Below are 22,910 nucleotides of genomic sequence, written 5' to 3' on the forward strand. Positions count from 1 at the left end.
TGCCGCGCCATCGGCCACCGTGACCGGCGGCCGTCGGTCGGCCCGGGGGTCGCGGCGGGACGCGTCGTGCCGTACCTTTTGGGCGCCGCCGTTGCGGTCTTGATCTTTCCCGCCCGGAACGGGGACGATCGTCGGATATCGTCCGACCGACGCTTGGTGAGAGGTGACGCCCGATGGGGCTGGACAACGTCGCGGTGCACTGGCCGCGTACCGGCCGCTTCTACGATCCGGTCGCGCCGGCCGAGTTCGTGGACTTCGGCGAGATCGTGGACGTGCCGCGCATCTCGGCGCCGACCGCCGCGCTCGCCGAGCTGATCGCGAAGACCGGCACGGTACGGGCGACCGCGTACACCGAGCTGGTCGACCTGATCCTCGGGCTGGAAAATGTGCTCTACGCCACGGAGAACGCGGCGGAGGACGAGGATCCGGTGATCGACCCGGACGGGTGCTCCTGGATCGCCGAGGGCGTGGAGAAGTTCGTCGCCCGGCACCGGCCGCACGGCGAGGCGGTGACGTTCGAGTCGGTCAGCGAGGTGCTGCGGGCGCTGCTCGGCGACGGACGGCTGGCCGAGCAGCAGCTCCGCTGGCTGGACAGCCGGCTGGACAAGCTGCGCGACGACAGCGGCGATCCGCCGCAGTGGAACTTCACCTGCGCCGAGTTGAGCGTGTTGGCCGCGTTCTACCGGCGCTGCGCCGAGCGCGGGTTCGCGGTCTACGCCGACGCCTGACGCCCTCGGGTCAGCCGTAGGTGTCGCGCGGGCCGCGGCCGCGTACCCGACGGGGGCCGCGCGACCAGGACGGCGCGGCCGGGCCGTGGATGTGCAGCTTGCGCACCACGTTGTGGCCGACCTCGCGGGCGATCTGCTTCAGCAGTGACCCGGCCAGCAGCCGGAGCTGGGTCGCCCAGGCCGTCGAGCGGGCTTCGACGGTCAGCTCGCCGTCCTCCAGCTTGATCGGGCGGCTGTGCTGGGCGACCTCCGGGCCGACCACCTTCTCCCAGGCGCCGAAGACGGTGGCCTCCGCCGCCGGCTGCTGCCAGCCCCGCGCCTTCACCAGCTTGTCGAGGACCGCGCCGAGCGGCTGCGGGTCGCGCGGGTCCGGGCCGGAGCCGGAGTAGCCGCGCAGCCGCTTCTCGCCGTCGCCGCGCACCGCGCTGCGCCGCCGGGTGCCGGCCGCGGCCTGACGCTTGGCCTTCGCCGCGTCCAGAACCGCCCGGGCCAGCTCCGGCCCGGCCGCGCCCTCCGGCGCCGCACCCGGCCCGCCGTCCGCCGGCTTGGCGGTGGCCCGCTCGCCGTCCGCCGGCTTCGCGGGGGTACGCGCGTCGGCCTCGCCCCGGCCGGCCCGCGCGGTCGTCCCGCCGTCACGTCCCGGCCCCAGCCGCGCTGGCGGGAGCCGAACCTCGTCATCCGGCACGTCGCACCGTCCCCTCGCCGACCGTGTAGCGGGTGCCCCGCAGCGTCGCCGGCACGTCGTCGTCCACCGCGCAGGTGACCAGGAGCTGACCGGCGCCGCCCACCAGTTCGGCCAGCCGTTCCCGCCGGCCGGCGTCCAACTCGGCGAAGACGTCGTCGAGCACCAGCACCGGCTCGATGCCGTCGGCGCGCAGCAGGTCGTACCCGGCCAGCCGCAGCGCCAGCGCGTACGACCAGGACTCGCCGTGGCTGGCGTATCCCTTGGCGGGCAGCGGGCCCAGGGTGAGGGCCAGGTCATCGCGGTGCGGGCCGACCAGCGTGGTGCCGCGCTCGATCTCGGCGGTGCGGTTCGCGGCGAGCGCGGCGGTGAGCGCCTCGGCCAGCGAGGCCCGGTCGGTGGTCGGGTCGGGCAGGTCGATCGACGGCCGGTAGGTGATGCCGGCCGCGCCGCGGCCGGCCGCCACCGCGTCGTAGGCCTTGGCGACGTGCGGGGTGAGTGCCGCGACCAGTTCCAGCCGGCCGGCGAGCAGTTCGGCCCCGTGTTGCGCCAGGTGGGCGTCCCAGACGGTGAGGGTGGACAGGTCGCCGCCTCGGGTGCCGCCGGTCTTGCGGGCGAGGTACGACGTGCGCAGCAGCGCGTTGCGTTGCTTGACCACCCGCTCGTAGTCGGCGCGGACGCCGGCGTAGCGGGGTTGGCGGGTGACCAGCAGGTCGTCCAGGTAGCGGCGGCGTTCGGCCGGGTCGCCCCGGACGAGTTCCAGGTCCTCCGGGGCGAAGAGCACCAGCCGCAGCGCGCCGAGCACGTCCCGGGCGCGGCGGGCCGGGGAGCGGCCGAGCCGGGCCCGGTTCGCCTTGCCCGGGACGATCTCCAGCTCGACGAGCAGTTCCCGGCCCTCGTGCACGACGGCGCAGCGGATCACCGCCGAGCCGGCGCCCATCCGGACCAGCGGGGCGTCCGTGGCGACCCGGTGCGAGTCCAGGGTCGCCACGTAGCCGAGCGCCTCGACCAGGTTGGTCTTGCCGACGCCGTTGGCGCCGACGAGCACGTTCGGGCCCGGCTCCAGGTCGACGCCGACCCGCTCGTAGGAGCGGAAGTCGACCAGTTCGAGCCGGCGGACGTACACAGGTGCGGGGATCCGGTCAGCGCTTGTGGACGGCGTGGCCGCCGAACTGCTGGCGCAGCGCGGCGACGGCCTTCATGGCGGGCGAGTCGTCCTGCCGGGAGGCGAACCGGGCGAACAGGGAGGCGGTGATCACGTTGAGCGGCACGGCGAGGCGCACCGCCTCGTCGACCGTCCACCGGCCCTCGCCGGTGTCCTCGGTGTAGCCGCTCAGCTCGGCCAGCTCCGGGTCCTCGTCGAGGGCCCGGTCGAGCAGGTCGAGCAGCCAGGACCGGACGACGGTGCCTTCGCGCCAGGACTTGAACACGCCCGGGACGTTGGTGACGATCTCGGACTTCGACAGCAGCTCGAAGCCTTCGGCGTAGGCGTGCATCAGGCCGTACTCGATGCCGTTGTGCACCATCTTGGCGTAGTGGCCGGCACCGACCGGGCCGGCGTGCACGAAGCCGAACTCGCCCTCGGGCTTGAGCGCGTCGAAGATCGGCATGAGCCGGTCGACGTGCTGCTGCGCGCCGCCGACCATCAGGCCGTAGCCGTTCTGCCGGCCCCAGACGCCGCCGGAGACGCCCACGTCGACGTAGCCGATGCCCTGCTCGTTCAGTCGCTCAGCGCGCGGGGCGTCGTCGCTGAACCGGGAGTTCCCGCCGTCGATGATGATGTCGCCCTCGCCGAGCACGCCGGCGAGTTCGTCGATGGTGGCGTCGGTGACGCCGGCGGGGACCATGACCCAGATCGCGCGGGGCGCGTCGAGCTTCTCGGCCAGCTCCGCGAGGCTCGCGGCGTCGCTGAGCTCAGGGTTGTGGTCGTAGCCGACCACCTCGTGCCCGGCGGCGCGCAGTCGTTCGCGCATGTTGCCGCCCATCCGGCCGAGTCCTACCAGGCCGAGCTGCATCTGCTGCTACCTCCGTACGTCAGGGTGGTGCTACCGGCGATCAGCGGGACACGCGGATCGGCATGATGAGGTACCGGTACCCCGGGATGATCTCGCCATCCTCACCGGCGGGGGAAATGACCGCGGGCTTGAACGCGTCGACGAAGCGCAGCAGGGCGTGCTGGGCGCCCAGGTTGGACAGGCCGTCGATCAGGTATTGCGGGTTGAAGCCGATGGTGAGCGGGTCGCCGCTGAAGGTGGCGTCCATGGCTTCGCTGGCCCGGGCCTCCTCGGTGCCGCCGGCCTCCACCACGAGGCCGTCGGAGCTGAAGCTGAGCAGCACCGGCGTGGTGCGCTCGGCGACCAGCGCGACCCGCTTCACGACCTCGATCAGGGTGGCGACCGCGATGCGGGCCTCGGCGTTGTGGTCGGCCGGGAAGAGTGAGCGCACCGGCGGGTAGTTGGCGCCGTCGAGCAGCCGGCTGGTGGTCCGGCGGGTGCCGCCGGAGAAACCGATCATGCCTTCGCCGGCGCCGCCGGCGGAGAGCGCCATGGTGACGTGACCGCCGAGCGGGCCGAGCGCCTTGGCCGTGTCGTTCAGGGTGCGGGCCGGGACCAGCGCGTTGAGGCTGATCTCCGGATCGTCCGGGTTCCACTCCATCTCGCGCAGGGCGAGGCGGTAACGGTCGGTGGCCAGCATGGCCATGGTGCTGCCGGACAGTTCGAGCCGGACGCCGGTCATCATCGGCAGCGTCTCGTCACGGCCGGCGGCGATGGCGACCTGGGCCACCGCGGCGGCGAAGGCTGCGGAGTCGACGGTGCCCGCGCTCGCCGGCATCTCCGGCAGGGTCGGGTAGTCCTCCACCGGCATGGTGGGCAGGGTGAACCGGGCACTTCCGCAGACCAGTTCCAGGTGGGCGCCGACCGCGGCGATGTCCACCGGCTTGGCCGGCAGCGCCTTGGTGATCTCGGCGAGCAGCCGGCCGGAGACGAGGGCGGCGCCGTCCGCGTCACCCTGCACCTCGACGGTCACCTGGCTGGAGACCTCGTAGTCGAAGCCGGAGACCTGGAGGTTGCCGTCGGTCACCCGGAGCATCACCCCGGCCAGCACCGGCACGGAGGGTCGGTTGGGCAGGCTCTTGGCGGTCCACGCGACCGCCTCGGCGAGCGCGTCGCGCTCCACTCGGAACTTCATCAATGCCTCCGCGTCGACGTCAGCGACAACTCTCTCATGCCGACCGCTGCCACCCGTCCCGCCCGACCGTGCGGGTACCCATCGCACCTTAGGGCGCGTGGGCATCGGCTGTGCGCCCGACCCCGTGGATCCAGGTGCCGGGGCGGTGCCAGCGGCGGCGCTGCGGCCCGATCCACAGGAAGTCCAACGGTGATGATTGGTTTTTGATTCTTTAGAAGAGATAACTCATCGTCTTCATCGCACCTGTGCAAACTGTGGAGAACTCAAGTTCGCGCAGCTCAGACACGTTATCCACCGGTGGTTTTCCTGTGGAGAACCAGGGGTACAACTCGTGTCCCGGTCCACAGCCCCCGGCGGCCGCCGAGTTATCCACCGCTGTCCACCGGTTATCCACCGCTTATCCACCGGGTTTCTCCCCAGTGCTGTGGACAACGCGACCGCCGTCGACCGTCGTCATCCCCAGAACCTTCAACAGGCTGCCCACAGGCGACCCGTTTCCTGGGGACGACACGCCCGTCGTCTCCAGGCGTCCACAGGTCCGTCCCCAGGAGTTATCCACAATCTGTGGGTAACCGGTCGGGTGCAGAGGGTCGTTATCCACCGCCTGTGACACAGGGGCTGTGGACAACCGGCAGGACCTGTGGACAAACACGACACCGATTCTGTGCCCTGAACCGGGTCGAGGGTCAATCCGGCACCGGGAAGTCGCGTCCCCGGTCGGCCGAGGCGCTACCCGAACGCGAGGATCGACCAGTGGCGGGGGCGGAGACGACGAAGCCCGGCCGGGATGTCCGGCCGGGCTCGTGACGCCGAGCGTCGCTCAGGTGGTCTGCTTGATCCGGTTGGTCAGCTCGGCGATCTGGTTGTAGAGCGAGCGCCGCTCCGCCATCTGCTGACGGATCTTGCGGTCGGCGTGCATCACCGTGGTGTGGTCCCGTCCGCCGAATGCCTGCCCGATCCGGGGCAGCGACAGATCGGTCAGCTCACGACAGAGATACATGGCCACCTGGCGCGCGTTGACCAGCACCCGGGACCGGGAGTGGCCGCGCAGGTCCTCCAGGCTGACTCCGAAGTACTCGGAGGTCGAGGCCATGATCTGGTCGGCGTTGATCTCCGGGCCGGCGCCGTCCGGCATGAAGTCGCGCAGCACCTCCTCGGCCAGCGACAGCTCGACCGAGGAACGGGTGAGGCTGGCGAAGGCGGTGACCCGGATCAGCGCGCCCTCAAGCTCGCGGATCGAGTTCGACACCCGGGAGGCGATGAACTCCAGCACGTCCGGCGGGGCGTACATCCGCTCCTGCGCCGCCTTCTTCTGCAGGATCGCGATCCGCGTCTCCAGGTCCGGCGGCTGGATGTCGGCCAGCAGCCCCCACTCGAACCGGGTGCGCATCCGGTCCTCCAGCGTGGCGAGCTGGCGCGGTGACCGGTCCGAGGTGATCACGATCTGCTTGTTGGCGTTGTGCAGGGTGTTGAAGGTGTGGAAGAACTCCTCCTGCGTCCGCTCCCGGTTCTCCAGGAACTGGATGTCGTCGATCAGGAGGATGTCCACGTCCCGGTAGCGGCGCTGGAACGCGCTGGTCTTGTCGTCCCGCAACGAGTTGATGAAGTCGTTGGTGAACTCCTCGGTCGAGACGTACCGGACCGAGCGGGCGTTGCCGAGCGTCGTCGCGTAGTGCCCGATGGCGTGCAGCAGGTGGGTCTTGCCCAGCCCGGAGTGGCCGTAGATGAACAGCGGGTTGTACGCCTTGGCCGGCGACTCGGCCACCGCCACGCTCGCCGCGTGGGCGAAGCGGTTGGACGAGCCGATGACGAACGTCTCGAACATGTACTTCGGGTTGAGCCGGTTGCCGCCGCTCTCCGCCCCGCCGGGCAGCCGACGGTCGCCCTGACCGCCGGGGCGGTGGTGGTCGGGAGCGCCGCGCCCGGGGCCGTTGTCCGTGGCGCCGTCGTGGGGCAGGCCACGCAGCGGCGTGGTGTCGACCGGCCCCGGTGCTTCCCGGTAGCGGGGCTCGTACCTGCCGACGTCCTGAGCGGGCGGCTCGATGCGGGGGTCGTCGTCGAAGGGCCGGCGTTCGGGGGCGCGCAGCGGTTCGGCGAACGCGGTGCCGAAGAGCGTGTCCTGCGCGTCCCGCCCGGCGGGGACGAGGTGGGGGTGCCCGCCGTCCGCGCCGCGCTGCCGCGGGGCGGACTCCTCCACCGGGTGCTCCGGCCTCGCATCGGCGTATCCGGAATCCGGGCGGGTGGTGGGAAACGCCGGGCCGGGCTGGTCGAAACCGGGGAGCAGACCCGCCGGGCCGCTCGGTTCGGTGAGCGGGTCCGGGTTGCTGCGGTACACCGTGCCGGCCGGGCGCGCGCCCGGGTCCTCGGGGACCCGTACGGTGACGGCCACCTGGATCGGTCGGCCGAGCCGCCGGCTCAACGCCTCGGTGATGGCCGGGCGGAGTCGCGACTCGATCACGTCCCGGGTGAACGCGTCGGGCACGGAGAGCAGCGCGGTCTCTTCGACGATGGCCCGCAACCGGGTGAGCCGGAGATACGCCCGCTGCTGCGCGGAGATGATCTCGTCGGCGAGTTCCTCGGTGGTTGCGGCCCACACCGCGGCCAGGTCGGTCGCTCCGGTCACCGTCGTGCCACCCCCTCGCCTGATCCTCACGCCCGCCCGGACGGCTGACCGGTCGTCATCCACAAGTTATCCACAGCCTGTGTGTACGGACCGATTGTGGCCGCCCACCGGACGCGGGTCGGACCTGCCCCCCTGATCGGCGGAGGCGCTGAAGCGGGTTCACCGTGCCGAACGATTCAACAGCTTGTCCGGTCTTGCCGGCCGGCGACAAACCGGAACCCCGACGCCGACCGCAATCGGGCACGCTAACAGCGGGAACCCCGCGTCATCAACCGCCGACACCCGAGCGGCGTTGGCAACATCAGTGAAAACCGCCCCTTCGGTCGGGATCCCGGCGCAGGTCGGGCCTGGAGTATGAGGTTTGACGGTCGTTGCGCGCCTGCGTAGGCTGGAGCGGCCGCTCTCTCGCCCTCTGCTAGGGTGATTGATGCTCGCTGTCCGCCGGGCAGCGCCGATCGGAAGGTCACCCCCGAGGTGATCTGGACCAGCACACGACCCCGGGCGATCCGCCGCACGGGGCGTACGACAACGGAGAGCCTGACGTGAGCAAGCGCACCTACCAGCCGAACACCCGCCGGCGCGCGAAGACCCACGGCTTCCGGCTGCGCATGCGCACCCGTGCCGGCCGCGCCATCATCTCGACCCGTCGCGCCAAGGGCCGCTCCCGCCTGTCGGCCTGAGGCCGACCGGTGCGGGCCGGGGACGTGGGCAGTCGTGCTGACCGCCGCGCAGCGACTGCGGCGCAGTAGCGACTTCGCCGCAGCGGTTCGCGGTGGGCGACGCGTCGGCCGTGGCGCCGTCGTGGTCCACCTGACCCTTCCCGAGCCGACCGACACCACCGCGACACCCTCGCCGGAGCCGGCGCGGAGCCGGGGTGCGGAGCCCTCCGTACCCCGCCGCGCCGGCTTCGTCGTGTCCAAGGCCGTCGGCGGCGCGGTGGTCCGCAACAAGGTCCGCCGCCGACTCCGGCACCTGGTCCGCGAGCGGCTGCCCGAGCTGCCCGACGGAACGACCCTGGTGGTACGCGCGCTGCCACCGGCGGCCGACGCGACGTACGCCCGGCTCGGAGCCGACCTGGACGCTGCTCTCACCGCCGCGCGGTCGCCCCGGGGACGGCGGTCGCGGTGAGCGGCGGGAGCACGACCACGTCGCCGACCACCGGTGCCCGCATGCTGCTGACGCCCATCATCGCGTACCGTCGTTGGATAAGTCCGGCGTTGCCGGCCCGCTGCCGGTTCTACCCGTCGTGCAGTGCCTACGCCGTCGAGGCGGTGTCCCGGCACGGCGCACTCCGGGGATTCTGGCTGACGGTCCGGCGGCTGTCGCGCTGCCACCCCTTTCACCCAGGTGGACACGACCCGGTGCCGGAGCCGGGCGATCACCTCCGTGCCGACGTGACTGGAGCCTGAGAATTGTTCAGTCTGGACTGGATCTACTACGCGATCTCGTGGATCCTGCTGACCTGGCACTCGGCCTGGGACGCCATCGGGGTGCCGGTCGATGCGGTGATCGGCACGAACTGGGCCTGGATCCTCGCCATCATCTTCCTGGTGGTGACGGTCCGGGTGATCCTGTTCCCGGTCTTCGTCAAGCAGATCAAGTCGCAGCGTGCCATGCAGGCGCTCCAGCCGAAGGTGAAGGAGCTCCAGGAGAAGCACAAGGGTGACCGGGAGACGCTCCAGAAGGAAATGATGGAGCTCTACCGGAAGGAGAAGGCCAACCCGCTGATGGGTTGCCTTCCGATCTTCCTCCAGATCCCGGTCTTCCTGGGCCTGTTCCACACGCTCAAGCGGCTCAACCCCGAAAACCAGGGCAAGACCCTGTACGGCTGGACCGTGGACCAGTTCAACAGCGCGTCCAGCGCGAAGCTCCTCACCGCCCCGATCTCCGGTCGGTTCGGGTCCACGGCCGACGAGCTGTCGCAGCTGGGCGCGAACACCGGCACGGTGAAGGTGGTCGCCGGCATCCTGGTGCTCATCATGATCGCCACCACCTACCTGACCAGCCGGCAGATGATCCTCAAGACCGGGTGGTCCGACGATCCGCAGCAGCGGATGGTGCAGCGGATCATGCTCTACGGCATCCCTGTCTCGCTGCTCGTCTCGGGCTCGATCTTCCCGATCGGTGTGATCATCTACTGGGTCACCAACAACCTCTTCACGCTCGGCCAGCAGCAGTGGGTGCTGCGGAAGTTCCCGCCGCTGGTGCCGCCGAAGAAGAGCGTTCCCGGCAAGGGCCCGGTGCAGCCGGTCAAGACCGGCGGCCTGCTCGGTCGCAAGACCGCCCAGCCGGTGGCGACGAAGGCACCGGCCGCCGCGCCGAAGGTGGCCGGCCCGAAGCCGGGTGCCAAGCCGGTCAACCCCAAGAAGACCGGTAGCCGTCCCGCCAAGCGGCAGGGCTGATCCCGCCGGGCCACCGCCTCGACCGGCGGTGGCCCCTTCGGCCCCCGAGCTGCCACCCTTCGAGGGTCGGCGCCGGGCCGGAATCGCCGCGCGCAGCGCGGTCACGGGCGAAACTGGCCCGTACAGACGTGCCCGTGGGCAGCCGGCGAACCTTCTGCCGGCCCCCGGGAGACCAGCGGACCCCGACGGTCCGGCCGAGCGAGTACGGAGATGAGACCGTGACCGACACCAGCATCCCCAGCGCCGACCAGTCCCTGGAGGAGGAGGCTCCCGCAGCCGCCACCGCAGAGACCGAGGGAGCCGCCACCGAGGTCCGGGAGAAGAAGGCCCCGGCCGACAGCGACCTCTTCCGGCAGAGCGAGATCGCCGCCGACTACGTCGAGGGCCTGCTGGACATCCTCGACTACGACGGCGACATCGACGAGCTGGTCTCCGGCGGTCGGCCGGTCGTCGAGGTGGTCGGTGGCCGTCTGCAGAACCTGGTCGGCCAGCGGGGGGCCACCCTGGAGGCGCTCCAGGAACTGACCCGCCTGGCGGTGTTCCGGCAGACCGGTACGCCGAGCCGGCTGCTGCTCGACGTCGGCGGCTACCGGGCGGCTCGGCGCAAGGAGCTGGCCGCGGTCGCCAAGAACGCGGTCGAGAAGGTCAAGGAGCACGGCGAGCCGGTGCGCCTGGAGCCGATGTCCGCGTTCGAGCGCAAGTGCGTGCACGACGTGGTCAACGCGATGAGCGGGGTGGAGAGCGAGTCCGAGGGCGTCGAGCCGAACCGCCGCATCGTCGTCCGGCCGGCGGACTGAGGTCAATGGCTTCCGACGACACGACGGCGGACGCCGTGGCCGGCCCGGGTGGTACGCCACCCGGGTCGTCGGCTGTGCGGCACGACGCGGTCTCCTCCGCCGACGACCGACGGGCCGATCCCGGGGAATCTCTCTTCTCCGACGGCCCGGCAGGGGGGAAGGGAATCGACGCCGTCACCGATTCGGCCTCGGACGTCACGCCCGCCTTCTCCGGTGAAACCGCGCCGGAGCCCGTCGGGTCCGAGACCCCGACCGGCGCGGCCGACCCCGTATTCGCCGAGCCGGACGTCACGCCCCCACCCTCGCTCGCCGAGCCGCCCGTCGTCGTCGCCGGATCATCCTCGATCGACGGCTCCGCCGTCGGCGCCTCGGACGCGACGGGGGCGACGCTGCCGCCGGAGCTGGCGACGGCCGCCCGCGCGATTTTCGGCGACCGGCTCGACCTCGCCGCCGCGTACGCCGAACTGCTGGCCACGGAGGGCGTGGTCCGGGGTCTGATCGGGCCCCGCGAGACGCCGCGGCTCTGGGACCGGCATCTGCTCAACTGTGCGGTGATGGCGGAGCGGATCCCCAAGGGCGCCAGCGTGATCGACGTCGGGTCCGGGGCCGGGCTGCCCGGCCTGGTGCTGGCGATCGCCCGCCCCGATCTCACCGTCACCCTGGTCGAACCGCTCTCCCGGCGGACCGGCTTCCTGATCGAGGCGGTGCAGCACCTGGGGCTGACCCGCGACGTCCGGGTGTTCCGAGGGCGGGCCGAGGAGGCGGCCGCCGGGTCGCGCGACCGTGCGCCGCTCTCCGCCGACATTGTCACGGCCCGGGCCGTGGCCGCGCTCGACCGGCTCGCCACCTGGTGCCTGCCGCTGACGGTGCCGGGCGGGCGGCTGGTGGCCCTCAAGGGCGCCTCCGCGACCGAGGAGATCGCCGAGCACGCGGAGGTGGTCATCCGCCTCGGCGGTGGCGAGCCGGAACTGCACCGGTGCGGCGTCGGGGTGATCGATCCACCGGCGACGGTGGTCGAGGTGGTCCGGGAGCGGGTGGTGAATCCGCGTCGACCGAAGGGACCGAAACGCTCGCGCGGCGGCCGGCGTCGCGGTGACCGGAACCGCTGACCGACGAGCGCTGTCGCTTGCCGCCGGGTGGCGGACCGCACGGACGTGACCTGATTGATCACAACCCGACATGGACCCGCCACGCCCGTCCGCCGTAGGCTGACCGCGCGTCGATAGTGTGGAGCGGCGGTGCCGGGCGGCACCCGAACCCGACCGCTCCCGCCGGGCCGATGACGTCGCGTGAACGCGGCGGGTCCGATTGACGGGTGCGGACCGACCATCCGGAGCGGGTAGGGATGACAGGTGCATGACGACGACAGCTATGACGATCCACAGCTGACCGGGTCCGGCGGGCGGTCGACCGGCGATTCGGTTTCACGTGAAACCGGCCACCCGGAATGGATGGTGGACGGTCCCCGGGACGCGCTCCCGCGTGGTCCGGTCGAACCGGCCCCACGACGGGACGGCTCCTCCGCCGGCTCCGTCCGGCCGGTCTCGTCCGCGCCGGCCAACGTCCCACCCGCCCGCGAGCCGTACGATCCGAGCGATGGGCCGGCGAACGCGCCGAACCCCCGACCGCCGGCGGCGCGAGGGAACGCCGTGCTTCCCGGCCGATATGAACCGCAACCGCCGGTGTCCGCCGTACCGCACCAACCCGAGGCCGGACCCGCCCGGGCCGACACGCCACCGGTCACTGGTTACGAGGACCCGAACACCACCAGCACGTACGTTTCACGTGAAACCCCGACGCGCGAAGAGGATGACCCACCGTTGGCTATGGAGGCGATGCGCGCCGTGCAGATCCTGAATCCCAGTGGCGAGGTCAACATGCCCCGCCCGGACCGGACCCGGGTGATGTGCGTCGCCAACCAGAAGGGTGGCGTGGGTAAGACCACCACCACAGTGAACCTGGCGGTGGCGCTGGCCCTGCACGGGAACCGGGTGCTCGTGGTCGACCTCGATCCGCAGGGCAACGCGTCCACCGGGCTCAACGTGCCCCACCACACGGGGGTGCCGGACGTCTACGACTGCCTCATCGACAGCGTGCCGCTGGAGGAGGTGGCCCAGGGCGTCGAGGGCATCCCCAACCTGTGGTGTGTGCCGGCGACCATCGACCTGGCCGGTGCCGAGATCGAGCTGGTCTCGGTGGTCGCCCGGGAGTCCCGCCTGTCGCGCGCCATCGAGGCGTACCCGGGGCACTTCGACTACGTCTTCATCGACTGCCCGCCCTCGCTCGGTCTGCTGACCGTGAACGCGCTGGTGGCCGCGCAGGAGGTGCTCATCCCGATCCAGTGCGAGTACTACGCGTTGGAGGGCCTCAACCAGCTCATCAACAACATCAACCTGGTACGCCAGCACCTGAACCCGAAGTTGGAGGTCTCCACGATCCTGCTCACCATGTACGACCGGCGTACCCGGCTGGCCGACGCGGTGGAGCAGGACGTCCGGAACCACTTCGGGGAGAAGGTGCTCCAGGCCGTCATCCCCCGGAACGTACGGGTGTCCGAGGCACCGAGTTACGGCCAGTCGGTGATGACCTACGATCCCGGTTCACGGGGGGCCACGAGCTACTTCGAGGCCGCCCAGGAAATCGCTGAGCGAGGCGTCAAGGAGCCGGTGAGCCGGAATGCGTAGTGCGAAGAAGTCGCTGGGAGGCGTCGCATGAAGAACCGTCCCCGCGGCGGTCTGGGTCGAGGGCTGGGTGCCCTCATCCCCACCGGGCCGGTAGCGGCTGCTGCCCCGACGGGCACCGAGACGGAGGAATCCGCACCGGACACCACCCCGGCTGCTCCCGTCTCCGGGGCGACGGCCACGGCGACCGTTGCGGGCGGCGGTGTCCCGTCGCCGGCCGCCGAGCCCGAGCCTCAACTCAGCCCGGTGCCCGGCGCGCACTTCGCCGAGATCCCGGTCGACGCCATCGTGCCGAACCCCAAGCAACCCCGGCACGTCTTCGACGAGGAGGCACTGGAGGAGCTGAAGACCTCCATCCAGGAGGTGGGCTTCCTCCAGCCGATCGTCGTCCGACAGCTCGACCTGGAGAAGTACGAACTCGTCATGGGCGAGCGGCGCTGGCGTGCCGCCCAGGCGGTCGGCCGGGAGAGCATCCCCGCCATCGTCCGCGACACCAAGGACGACGCGATGCTCCGGGACGCGCTGCTGGAGAACATCCACCGCGCCAACCTGAACCCGTTGGAGGAGGCGGCCGCCTACCAACAGCTCCTGGAGGAGTTCGGCGCCACCCACGAGGAGCTGGCCCGGCGGATCGGTCGCAGCCGCCCGCAGATCTCCAACACCATTCGCTTGATGAACCTCCCGGCCGTCGTGCAGCGGCGCGTCGCCGCAGGAGTGCTCTCCGCCGGCCATGCACGGGCGCTGCTCAGTCTGGACGACGCCGAGGCGCAGGAGAAGCTGGCCGTGCGGATCGTCGCCGAGGGCATCTCGGTGCGTGGCACGGAGGAACTGGTGGCCTTGGCGCTCGCGGATGGGCCGGCGAAGGAGCCCGCCGCCAAGCGCCGGACCAAGCCCCACGCCCCCGCGCTCTCCGATCTCGCCGACCGCCTGTCCGACCGCTTCGACACCCGGGTGAAGGTCGACATCGGCAGGAGCAAGGGAAAGATCACCATCGAGTTCGCGACGGTCGACGACCTGGAGCGAATCGTCGGCATCATCGGGGTGGGCCAGGAGGAGCCACCCGAGGAGTGATCCCGGCCCCCGTGTGTATACGGCCGCACCGCCCTGAGGGGAGGTGCGGCCGGTTTGTTTCCGCTTCCCGGCGAGCCGCCCCGCCCATACCGACTCGGAACGAACGGCTACCCGGCCGCTGGTTCCACGTGAAACGGGAGCGGCTGACGGTGACCCACATGGGCCCGTCCCCGGAGACCCGCGATCACTGATGTCGGCCTTCCGTGAGCCGGCCGGCCGAGCGTCTGTGATTTGGCAGGACGTGTTTCGTGCGGGACGGCCTCATGCCGGGACGACCGCAGCCCTACCGCGTCGTCGTCCAAGCCGGCGGACGGGGGCCCGGGCGAGACAGGTAAGGCACACTCCTGCCGTGCCGTGCCGTGCCGTGCCGTGCCGTGCCGTGCCGTGCCGTGCCGTGCCGNGCCACTGCGGGCAGCCCCGCACGGACGACCTCGCCGACGGCGGACTCCCTCGGCTGGATGACGCTGGTTCGCCGTACTGGCGGCAACGCTGCGGCCAGTACGGCGAAGAGGCGGTATCAAACCTGCGGGATGGCACCAGTTCGGGGATGTGGTTGGCCGCCGCGATCCACGGAGACCGTTCCAGGCGGCGACACCCGTCAACCCCCCCGCACGGTTGCCGTTTCACGTGAAACGGCAACCGTGCGCCTCGGCCTGTTTCGCAGGGCCGCCCGCCGGCCGGCCCGGACGACGGATCGGCGGCGTTGCGGGTCGTCCCGGACACGACGCCGTATCCGGGAAGAACCCGCGTCCTGCCACGTCACCGCGCGGACTCCGCGTCGGCTCGGTCCTGACCGAAGAGAACGCCTAGACCCCGTCCTGTACGTGGCGGACCAGAAAGAACGGGTGTCCCGCAGCTTCGCCATCCGCGCTCATCTACTCCATCGTCCAGCACCGCTGCGCCTATGGTCAGCACCTGCTCTTGAGCGTGGTCGAGGTCTGCCACCCCGAGGCCCAGACGAAACTGCTGGGGCCGGGCTGGACCGGGTCAGCATGGTGGCCCTAATCTCGCCACCCGAACACCAGGACGAGACCAGGGGCGTGTGCAGCGTCGCCCAGTCATCGCTGCGCGCCCATCGCTGATCGCGCTGGTATGACGGCACCCCTGAGGAGTGCCCGGTAGAACTCGGCAAGATCCGCCGGACGAGAGCAGTCAAGCACCACAACACTGCAGCTCCGCGATTCGTGGCCGGCCCTGTTTTCTGGAACCCGGATGTGCCGAACCGACCATCGGCTGCGGCTGTGATCACAGCGCACCGGAAGGAGCGAGCGGCTGGGCACCGACACCCGGAAGAAAAGATTCTCAGTCCTGAGCCGTCCTTCCCGATGCGAAGTCGAGCCTCGATCGTTGGGAAGGGAGGGCACCCGGCAGACCTCGCTTACACCCGCCGGTTATCCACAGCCGTTATCCACAGGGCGGCGCCGTTTCACGTGAAACGGAGCACCGAAACCCTTACTGAGCTGTGGATGACGCACTGTACTGATGACGTCCGCAGCCTGTGGACAACCGCTGTGGATAACGCTGTGGATGAGCGTGCGGCGCGCAGAGGGAAGGCGCGGACCGCCGGGCGGCGCCGACCAGAGCCGGTAGGAGGTCGACCGGGCCGGGTAGGAGAGTGGGTGCCCGGGTGGGACAGCGGGCCGGGCCGAACGGGCAGGACAGGCTCCGGAACAGGTAGGGACAGCCGCCGCCAACTCGGTTAGGGTCAGCGTCGTGCAGGACACCCCTCCCTCAGTCCCGGACTTCACCCAGTGGCCTTCCTTCCCCTTCGAGGGCGAACTCCGCGTCAAGCAGCTTGACGATCCCGTACCGTTCGAGCCTCCCCGCCGGGGTGAGGCCGACCGGGAGTGCACCGCGTGCAACGCGCCCGACGAGGCGTACATCTGGGTCGGTGAGCGGTGGCGGGTGCGCGCCATGGACCGGCCGACCGGGCTGCCGATGGTCCTGATCCTGGAGTCCCGCTCCCACCTCGACCTCGGTGACCTGCCGAACCTCCTCGCCGCCGAGCTGGGCGTGATGACCGTCCGCCTGGAGCGCGCCATCCGCTCGCTGGACGGCGTGGCGCGGGTCCATGTGAACCGCTGGGGTGACGGCTCTGCGCACCTGCACATGTGGTTCCTGGCGCGGCCGTACGGGCGACTGCAACTGCGGGGCACGTTCCTGTCCCTGTGGGACTCGATCCTGCCGCCGATCTCCGAGGAGCAGTGGCGGGAGAACCTGGCCATGGTGGCCGCGTGGCTCGCCGAGTTCGGCGGCCGGCCGCTCGCCGAGCCGCCCCGCATCCACTGGCAGGCGCCNCGGCCGCCCCGGAGGAGGTGGAGCAGCCCGAGGAGGAGACCACGTCCGTCATCGAGGCGGCGGAGGAGATTCCGGAGTCCGAGGCGGCCGGGGACGACGAGGAGGCTCCGGCGCCGTCGTACCTCGACGGAGCGGCCCCCCGGAGCACCGTGGACGACGACGAGCACCCCTCCGACGACGACAGCCATGCCGGCGACGGGGACGGGCACATGGAGGACGACCAGCCCGCCGCCGGGAGCGCCGGCCGGGGCGACGCGGACGACGCAACGGCCCCGGACGGCGACGACCGTACGAGGCCGGGAACCGCCGGCTGAGTCAGCTCAGCGACGGCGGGCGGCGGCCCGGGACACCAGCGTGCCGAGGACCTGGCCGAAGTCGAGCCCGGCGGCCTGGATGGCCAGCGGCAGCAACGAGGTCTCCGTCATCCCGGGGGAGACGTTGACCTCCAGCACATGCGGTCGGCCCTCCGCGTCGACGATCAGGTCGACCCGGGACATGTCCCGCAGGCCGAGCGCGGTGTGCGCGGCGAGCGCCACCTCCGTCACCTGCGCGGTCGTCGCGGAATCCAGCCGGGCCGGCGCGTGCCAGGTGGTGCGTCCGGCGGTGTAGCGGGCCGCGTAGTCGTAGACCCCGTTACGGGGCACGATCTCGACCGGGGGCAGGGCCTGCGGGCCCTCGCCCAGGTCGAGCACGGAAACCGCCACGTCCATCCCGGGCACGTAGCGCTCCACCAGCGCCGTCTGGTCGTACGCGAAACAACCGACCATCGCAGCCGGCAGCGACGCCGCATCCCGGACCACGGCGGCGCCCAGCCCGGACCCGCCCTGCGCCGGCTTCACCATCAGCGGCAGCCCGAGACGGTCGACGATGCGGTCCAGGACGGCAACCGCACCCAGCTCGGAGAAACGGTCGTGTGGCAGGGCCACCCAGTCGGGCGTGGGAATCCCGGCCTCACGCAGCACGGCCTTGGCCGACGGCTTGTCCCAGGCGAGCCGGGAGGAACGCGCGTCGCACCCGACGTAGGGCACGTCGCAGAGGTCGAGCACGCCGCGCAGCGAGCCGTCCTCGCCGGTGGCCCCGTGCAGCGCGATCACCACCGCGTCGGGCGGGTCGGCGGTCAGGGCGGGCAGNCGAGCACGCGACGGCCGGACCGGAGCGACACGTCCCGCTCGTAGGAGAGACCACCGGCGAGCACCAGCACATGCAGGTCGGTGGCGGTGGGTCCGGTCACGGAAGTCTGTGCGGCAGGGCTGACGGCCATGCGGGCATCATGCCAAGTCGGGGCCGGGCGCGTCCGAGCCGCCCTGGCGGCGACGTGGTCCCGCGCCGCCGACCGCCCCGAAGACCTTCCGCATGGCGATCTCCTGCTCCATCACGCCGGCCAGTCGGCGTACGCCCTCCCGGATCCGCTCGGGCGGCGGGAAGGAGAAGTTGAGCCGCATGTTGCCGGTGCCGGTGCCGTCGGCGTAGAAGCCGGTGCCCGGCACGTACGCGACCCGGGCGGCGACGGCCCGCGGCATCATCGCCTTGGCGTCCAGGCCGTCGGGCAGGGTCGCCCAGACGAAGAGGCCGCCGGTGGGCGTGGTCCAGGTGGTGCCCGCCGGCATCAGGTCGGCCATCGCGTCGAGCAGCGCGTCCCGCCGCTCGCGGTAGACCTCCCGGTAGATCTTGAGCTGCTCCCGCCAGGGCATGGTGCCGAGGTACGTCGAGACGGCCGCCTGCGCGAAGCCGCTCGGGCAGAGGATCTGCGCCTCGCTGGCGATGACCAGCTTGTCGCGCACCGCGTGCGGGGCGAGGATCCAGCCCACCCGCAGACCGGGGGCGAAGGTCTTGGAGAACGTGCTCAGGTAGAAGACCCCGTCGCGCCGCCGGGCCCGCAGCGGCGCGGGCGCCTCACCGGAGAAACCGAGCTGACCGTACGGGTCGTCCTCCACCACGAGCAGCCCGGCGCGCTCGCAGATGTCGAGCACCCGTTCCCGGCGTTCCTCGCTCAACGTCACGCCGGCCGGGTTCTGGTAGGTCGGGATGGTGTAGAGGAACTTCACCCGCCGGCCGGCCCGGGCCAGGTCGGCGATCGCCACCTCCAGCGCCTCCGGGATGAGGCCCTGGTCGTCCATCGGGACGTGGGCCACCTGGGCCTGGGCGGCCTGGAACACCCCGAGCGCGCCGACGTACGTCGGGCCCTCGGCGAGCACCACGTCGCCCGGGTCGAGGAAGAGGCGGGCCACCAGGTCGAGCGCCTGCTGACCGCCGACGGTCACCACCACGTCCTCCGGGGAGGCGCCGCAGGACGCGTCGATGCCGGAGAGGGACATCACCTCGCAGATCCGCTCACGCAGCTCCAGGGTGCCCTGGCCGATGCCGTACTGGAGGGTGGTGGTGCCGTGCTCGGCGCCGAGCCGGCCGAGCATCTCGCCGACCGCGTCGAGCGGCAGCGCGGCGATGTAGGGGGCCCCACCGGCGAGCGAGACGACCTCCGGCCGGCTGGCGACCGCGAAGAGCGCGCGGATCTCGGAGGCCGTCATCCCCCGGACACGCCGGGCGTACCGGTCGGTGTAGTCGTCGAGCGTCGTGCCGGTCATGACATCACCTCGATCGGGTGGTCGGCGGGGCTGCCGCCCGGTGTGGTACCCGCGATGCCGGCATCCATTGGCGGCGCGCGGCCGATTGGTCGATGGTAGTCCCTGGTGAGCGGTGCGGAACCCGCCAAGTGGACACGTCCACATCCCGGACCGCCCGTCCACCGCCCGGGTGGGCGTTCGCGCGTCCTCTCCCGCGACGGCGAGCGGGAGCGTACGATCGCTCGTCGGGAGCCGGAAGCCTAGTGGTGGGGTGTGCGCTCATGTCGCGTCGTCTGGTCAGCCTGACCCTGGACACCCTGGAGGACCTACCCCGATCCTGCCGGCGGTGCGTCTACTGGGAGCTTGATCCGGTCTCCGCCGAGCGGGCCTGCGTGGCCGGCGACACCGCCCTGGAGAAGGAGGCCTGGGTCTCCCAGACCCTGCTGGAGTGGGGTTCCTGCGGCAAGTTGGTCTACGTCGACGGCATGCCCGCCGGGTTCGTCATGTTTGCCCCGCCGGCGTACGTTCCGCGCTCGATGGCGTTTCCCACCTCGCCGGTCTCGGCGGACGCGGCGCTGTTGACCACGGCGCACGTGGTGCCCGCCTTCGCCGACGGCGGCCTGGGGCGGATGCTGGTGCAAGGCGTCGCCCGCGACCTGACCAAGCGCGGCATCAAGGCGATCGAGGCGTTCGGCGACGCGAAGTTCGGTGACGACGCGGACGCGCCGACCCGGGCCTGTCTCGCCCCGGCCGACTTCTTCCTGTCGGTGGGCTTCAAGACGGTCCGCCCGCACCCGCGCTACCCGCGCCTGCGGCTGGAGTTGCGCACCGCGTTGAGCTGGAAGTCCGACGTCGAGTACGCGCTGGAGAAGCTGCTCGGCTCGATGAGCCCGGAGACGCTGCTGCGGCCGGTCCGCCCGGCGCCCGCCACCCGCTCGACGAGCTGACCCCGGTCAGTCGACCACGGTGCCGGCGGCCACGGCCGCGCGCAGCTCGCTGACGTCGATCGAGCCGGTCGGCACGTCCCGTTCGATCGGCAGGTACATGCGTTGCACGCCGGCCACGATCGCCTCGACGACCCGGTCCCGGAACCTCGGGTCGATCAGCCGGCCGCGGTCCTCCGGCGAGGTCAGGTAACCCACCTCGACGCGGACCGCCGGCATCCGGGTGAGCCGGAGCAACTCCCACGCCTTGGCGTGGGTACGGCAGTCGCGCAGCCCGGTCCGGGCCACGATCTCCCGCTGCACCAATCCGGCCAGGCGCTCCCCGGTGGCCGAGGTGACGCCGTTGTCGGTGCCGTAGTGGTAGGTCGCCACCCCGCCGGCCTCCGGGTTGACGTGCCCGTCGGTGTGCAGCGAGATGAACACGTCGGCGCCGAGCGAGTTGGCGAGTTCAGCCCGGTCCGCGTCCGGCAGGCAGGTACGGGGCGACGGCCCCCGGGTCAGCTGCACCCGTACGCCGGCCGCGGCGAGCCGCCCCTCCAACCGGCTGGCCAGGTCGTGCACGAGGTCCGCCTCGTTCCAGCGCAGCGGACCGTCGGGCACCACCACGCCCGGATCGGTGCCGCCGTGCCCCGGGTCGATCACCACGGTCCGGCCGACGAGCGTCGGGCCGGCCTGGCGGATGGCGTCGGACTCGCGTAGCCACTGCGGGCGCCCGCCGACCACCTTGCGGCCGAGGCGGCGCAGCGCGTCGACGGTGTGCGGGCCGCAGGCGCCGTCCGGGTCGAGCCCCGTCTCGCGCTGGAACTGGGCGACCGCGCGGGAGGTGCGGATGCCGTAGATGGCGTCGGCGCGGCCCACGTCGTACCCCATCTCCAGCAGGCGTTCCTGGAGCGAACGGACGTCCTCGCCGGTCAGCGGCTCGCTGACGGCGTGGTAGAGGGCGCGGGCGCCGAACCGCCAGCGGGCCGCGTCGAGCGCCCGCCAGGTTTCCGCGCCCACCCGCCCGTCCACGCTGAGGCCACGGGACTGCTGGAAGGCGCGGACCGCGCGTTCGGTCGCGGCGTCGTAGGAGTCACCCTGGCCGTCGGAGGTGAGCAGGTCCAGCCCGGAGAGGACGGTGCGGATCTCGGCCACCGCGGGGCCCCGGTCACCGGGTCGGATCGGACGCACGACGACCCCCTCTGCACGGACGCCGGCGGACCGGAACTCCGACGGGCGTTTACGGAGCGTACCGTGGCCGGTTACCCGTCAGGATCGGGTTTGCACAGGTCAGGAACGGCGGAACCCCCGCCACCCGGACGGGGGTTCCGACGGTGCGAGGTGATCAGAGCGCGGACTCGATGAGCCGGACCAGTTCACCCTTGGGCTTGGCGCCGGCGATCGACTGCACCGGCTCGCCGTCCTTGAAGACGGTCAGCGTCGGCACGGACATCACCCGGTAGGCGCGTGCCGTCTCCGGGTTCTCGTCGATGTTGAGCTTGACGATGGTGACCTGGTCACCCATCTCGCCCGCGATCTCCTCCAGCAGCGGCGACACCTTGCGGCACGGACCGCACCACTCCGCCCAGAAGTCGACCAGAACCGGCTTGTCGGACTTCAGCACGTCGCTCGCGAAGCTCGCGTCCGTGACCGCCTTGGTTGCTCCCACTATGAACCCCTCCTCCTGGTGAAAATTCTCAGCCCTGCACCGTGGCGATGAAGCGCTCGGCGTCCAGCGCGGCGGCGCAACCGGTGCCGGCCGCGGTGATGGCCTGCCGGTAGGTGTGGTCGACCACGTCACCGGCCGCGAACACGCCCGGCACGCTGGTGCGGGTGCTCGGCGCCTGCACCTTCACGTAACCCTCGTCGTCCAGCTCCACCTGGCCGCGGAACAGCTCGCTGCGCGGGTCGTGGCCGATCGCCACGAAGACGCCGGTGACGTCGAGCACCTTGCTCTCGCCGGTGTGGACGTTGCGCACGCGTACGCCGCTGACCTTGCCGTCGTCGCCGAGGATCTCCTCGACGGTGGTGTTCCACTCGACCTTGATCTTCTCGTTGCCCAGCGCCCGGTCCGCCATGATCTTGCTGGCCCGGAACGAGTCACGGCGGTGGATGATCGTCACCGAATCGGCGAACCGAGTGAGGAAGCTCGCCTCCTCCATCGCCGAGTCGCCGCCGCCGACCACCACGATGTGCTGGTTACGGAAGAAGAAACCGTCACAGGTGGCACAGGACGACACGCCGTGGCCCAGGTATTCCTGCTCGCCCGGCACGCCGAGCGGCCGCCAGGCCGAGCCGGTGGAGAGGATGACGGCGCGGGCCCGGTAGGCGGTCTCGCCCACCCAGACGGTGCTCACCGCGTCCGAACCGATCCCGCCGGTGTCCTTCAGCTCGACCCGGGTCACGTCGTCGGTGAGGAACTCCGCGCCGAACCGCTCGGCCTGCTTGCGCATGTTGTCCATCAGCTCGGGGCCGAGGATGCCGTCCGCGAAGCCGGGGAAGTTCTCCACCTCGGTGGTGGTCATCAGCGCGCCACCGGACTGCACGCCCTCGATCACCAGCGGCTTGAGGTTGGCACGCGCGGCATAGACCGCTGCGGTGTACCCGGCCGGACCGGAGCCGATGATGATCAGGTTGCGGACCTCGTCCACTGCCGTCTCCCGATGTGTGTGTTCGTCACCGGCGCGCACCGATGTCGATCCGAGTGCCGACGGCACAGCCGCGCCGGCGCCTGACTTGCAGAACGTCATCGTACGAAGCGGGGATTCCCGAACCGGTCGTCCGGTGGGTCACGTCACGCGGCGGGACAGGCCCGATGACCGCNCATTCCGGCCCGCTCACCCAGCCCCACCGGCTGCCGGCGGCGTCCGCGAACGTGACCACCAGCGCCGGGCTGCCCTGGAACCGGGCGTAGTCGACCAGGTCGACGGTGAGGGGCGCACCGCCGTGCTCGGT

General features: G+C 71.4%; 20 protein-coding genes and 2 pseudogenes. 12 read left to right on the forward strand and 10 right to left on the reverse strand.

Annotation, left to right across the window (positions count from 1 at the left end):
- The first annotated feature begins 173 nt into the window (after window positions 1–173).
- Window positions 174–728: a hypothetical protein gene (locus B1205_RS06955; protein WP_089154816.1), complete on the forward strand. Its 555-nt coding sequence runs from the start codon at window positions 174–176 to the stop codon at window positions 726–728.
- A 10-nt stretch (window positions 729–738) separates the two neighbouring features.
- Here B1205_RS06955 and B1205_RS06960 read toward each other — a convergent pair whose 3' ends face one another.
- The 5 genes from B1205_RS06960 to dnaA all read right to left on the reverse strand — a co-directional run bounded on the left by B1205_RS06960 (window position 739) and on the right by dnaA (window position 7,222).
- On the reverse strand, window positions 739–1,413 hold the full coding sequence (locus tag B1205_RS06960; protein ID WP_089154817.1) for a DUF721 domain-containing protein: 675 nt from the start codon (window positions 1,411–1,413) through the stop codon (window positions 739–741).
- Window positions 1,403–2,536: a DNA replication/repair protein RecF gene (gene recF / locus B1205_RS06965; protein WP_089154818.1), complete on the reverse strand. Its 1,134-nt coding sequence runs from the start codon at window positions 2,534–2,536 to the stop codon at window positions 1,403–1,405. Before recF ends, B1205_RS06960 begins: the two co-directional genes overlap by 11 nt.
- A gap of 16 nt (window positions 2,537–2,552) precedes the next feature.
- Complete coding sequence (gene gnd, locus B1205_RS06970; protein ID WP_089154819.1) at window positions 2,553–3,425, reverse strand: phosphogluconate dehydrogenase (NAD(+)-dependent, decarboxylating); 873 nt, start codon at window positions 3,423–3,425, stop codon at window positions 2,553–2,555.
- Window positions 3,426–3,465: 40 nt separating this feature from the next.
- A complete protein-coding gene (gene dnaN / locus B1205_RS06975) occupies window positions 3,466–4,599 on the reverse strand; it encodes a DNA polymerase III subunit beta (RefSeq protein ID WP_089154820.1) in 1,134 nt (377 codons plus the stop codon).
- A gap of 820 nt (window positions 4,600–5,419) precedes the next feature.
- Window positions 5,420–7,222 (reverse strand): chromosomal replication initiator protein DnaA, encoded by a 1,803-nt coding sequence (gene dnaA, locus B1205_RS06980; protein ID WP_089154821.1) that lies wholly within the window; start codon window positions 7,220–7,222, stop codon window positions 5,420–5,422.
- A gap of 542 nt (window positions 7,223–7,764) precedes the next feature.
- Between dnaA and rpmH the strand changes: the two genes are divergently transcribed.
- The 10 genes and pseudogenes from rpmH (at window position 7,765) to B1205_RS31005 (ending at window position 16,785) form a co-directional block, all read left to right on the forward strand.
- Window positions 7,765–7,902: a 50S ribosomal protein L34 gene (gene rpmH / locus B1205_RS06985; RefSeq protein ID WP_089154822.1), complete on the forward strand. Its 138-nt coding sequence runs from the start codon at window positions 7,765–7,767 to the stop codon at window positions 7,900–7,902.
- A gap of 34 nt (window positions 7,903–7,936) precedes the next feature.
- On the forward strand, window positions 7,937–8,350 hold the full coding sequence (rnpA, locus tag B1205_RS06990; protein WP_089154823.1) for a ribonuclease P protein component: 414 nt from the start codon (window positions 7,937–7,939) through the stop codon (window positions 8,348–8,350).
- Window positions 8,351–8,391: 41 nt separating this feature from the next.
- Complete coding sequence (gene yidD / locus B1205_RS06995; protein ID WP_089154824.1) at window positions 8,392–8,631, forward strand: membrane protein insertion efficiency factor YidD; 240 nt, start codon at window positions 8,392–8,394, stop codon at window positions 8,629–8,631.
- A gap of 3 nt (window positions 8,632–8,634) precedes the next feature.
- The gene (gene yidC / locus B1205_RS07000; RefSeq protein ID WP_089154825.1) at window positions 8,635–9,624 is read left to right on the forward strand and encodes a membrane protein insertase YidC; all 990 of its coding nucleotides are present in this window, start codon (window positions 8,635–8,637) and stop codon (window positions 9,622–9,624) included.
- Window positions 9,625–9,842: 218 nt separating this feature from the next.
- Window positions 9,843–10,421: a Jag family protein gene (locus tag B1205_RS07005; RefSeq protein ID WP_089154826.1), complete on the forward strand. Its 579-nt coding sequence runs from the start codon at window positions 9,843–9,845 to the stop codon at window positions 10,419–10,421.
- 344 nt (window positions 10,422–10,765) lie between these two features.
- Window positions 10,766–11,530: a 16S rRNA (guanine(527)-N(7))-methyltransferase RsmG gene (gene rsmG / locus B1205_RS07010; RefSeq protein ID WP_441338455.1), complete on the forward strand. Its 765-nt coding sequence runs from the start codon at window positions 10,766–10,768 to the stop codon at window positions 11,528–11,530.
- 243 nt (window positions 11,531–11,773) lie between these two features.
- On the forward strand, window positions 11,774–13,105 hold the full coding sequence (locus B1205_RS32710) for a ParA family protein (protein ID WP_089154828.1): 1,332 nt from the start codon (window positions 11,774–11,776) through the stop codon (window positions 13,103–13,105).
- 27 nt (window positions 13,106–13,132) lie between these two features.
- On the forward strand, window positions 13,133–14,173 hold the full coding sequence (locus B1205_RS07020; protein ID WP_089154829.1) for a ParB/RepB/Spo0J family partition protein: 1,041 nt from the start codon (window positions 13,133–13,135) through the stop codon (window positions 14,171–14,173).
- Window positions 14,174–15,886: 1,713 nt separating this feature from the next.
- A pseudogene (locus B1205_RS07030) lies at window positions 15,887–16,468 on the forward strand (hypothetical protein); the annotation flags it as partial.
- Window positions 16,469–16,488: 20 nt separating this feature from the next.
- Complete coding sequence (locus B1205_RS31005) at window positions 16,489–16,785, forward strand: hypothetical protein (RefSeq protein WP_254909789.1); 297 nt, start codon at window positions 16,489–16,491, stop codon at window positions 16,783–16,785.
- 6 nt (window positions 16,786–16,791) lie between these two features.
- On the opposite strand, the pseudogene B1205_RS07035 reads toward B1205_RS31005, so the two are convergent.
- Window positions 16,792–17,732: pseudogene (locus B1205_RS07035) on the reverse strand (D-alanine--D-alanine ligase family protein).
- Between the two features lie 7 nt (window positions 17,733–17,739).
- Complete coding sequence (locus B1205_RS07040; protein ID WP_089154830.1) at window positions 17,740–19,053, reverse strand: aminotransferase-like domain-containing protein; 1,314 nt, start codon at window positions 19,051–19,053, stop codon at window positions 17,740–17,742.
- 260 nt (window positions 19,054–19,313) lie between these two features.
- Between B1205_RS07040 and B1205_RS07045 the strand changes: the two genes are divergently transcribed.
- Window positions 19,314–19,979: a GNAT family N-acetyltransferase gene (locus B1205_RS07045; RefSeq protein ID WP_089154831.1), complete on the forward strand. Its 666-nt coding sequence runs from the start codon at window positions 19,314–19,316 to the stop codon at window positions 19,977–19,979.
- A 6-nt stretch (window positions 19,980–19,985) separates the two neighbouring features.
- Here the strand turns inward: B1205_RS07045 and B1205_RS07050 are convergent, their stop codons facing one another.
- The 3 genes from B1205_RS07050 to trxB form a co-directional block, all read right to left on the reverse strand.
- Window positions 19,986–21,146 (reverse strand): N-acetylmuramoyl-L-alanine amidase, encoded by a 1,161-nt coding sequence (locus tag B1205_RS07050; RefSeq protein ID WP_089154832.1) that lies wholly within the window; start codon window positions 21,144–21,146, stop codon window positions 19,986–19,988.
- Window positions 21,147–21,300: 154 nt separating this feature from the next.
- The gene (gene trxA, locus B1205_RS07055) at window positions 21,301–21,624 is read right to left on the reverse strand and encodes a thioredoxin (RefSeq protein ID WP_089154833.1); all 324 of its coding nucleotides are present in this window, start codon (window positions 21,622–21,624) and stop codon (window positions 21,301–21,303) included.
- 28 nt (window positions 21,625–21,652) lie between these two features.
- Entirely contained in the window at window positions 21,653–22,606 is a 954-nt protein-coding gene (gene trxB / locus B1205_RS07060; RefSeq protein WP_089154834.1) for a thioredoxin-disulfide reductase, read from the reverse strand.
- Between the last annotated feature and the right edge of the window lie 304 nt (window positions 22,607–22,910).

It is taken from the genome of Micromonospora sp. NBS 11-29 (genome assembly GCF_002140155.1).
In the GTDB taxonomy this organism is placed as follows: Bacteria; Actinomycetota; Actinomycetes; order Mycobacteriales; family Micromonosporaceae; genus Micromonospora.

What these genes read in the sequence shown, in the direction of transcription:
- B1205_RS07040 (WP_089154830.1), bottom strand. Translation starts at nt 19,053, where the DNA reads ATGACCGGCACGACGCTCGACGACTACACCGACCGGTACGCCCGGCGT.
- yidD (WP_089154824.1), top strand. Translation starts at nt 8,392, where the DNA reads ATGCTGCTGACGCCCATCATCGCGTACCGTCGTTGGATAAGTCCGGCG.
- dnaN (WP_089154820.1), bottom strand. Translation starts at nt 4,599, where the DNA reads ATGAAGTTCCGAGTGGAGCGCGACGCGCTCGCCGAGGCGGTCGCGTGG.
- gnd (WP_089154819.1), bottom strand. Translation starts at nt 3,425, where the DNA reads ATGCAGCTCGGCCTGGTAGGACTCGGCCGGATGGGCGGCAACATGCGC.
- B1205_RS07045 (WP_089154831.1), top strand. Translation starts at nt 19,314, where the DNA reads ATGTCGCGTCGTCTGGTCAGCCTGACCCTGGACACCCTGGAGGACCTA.
- B1205_RS07020 (WP_089154829.1), top strand. Translation starts at nt 13,133, where the DNA reads ATGAAGAACCGTCCCCGCGGCGGTCTGGGTCGAGGGCTGGGTGCCCTC.
- B1205_RS06955 (WP_089154816.1), top strand. Translation starts at nt 174, where the DNA reads ATGGGGCTGGACAACGTCGCGGTGCACTGGCCGCGTACCGGCCGCTTC.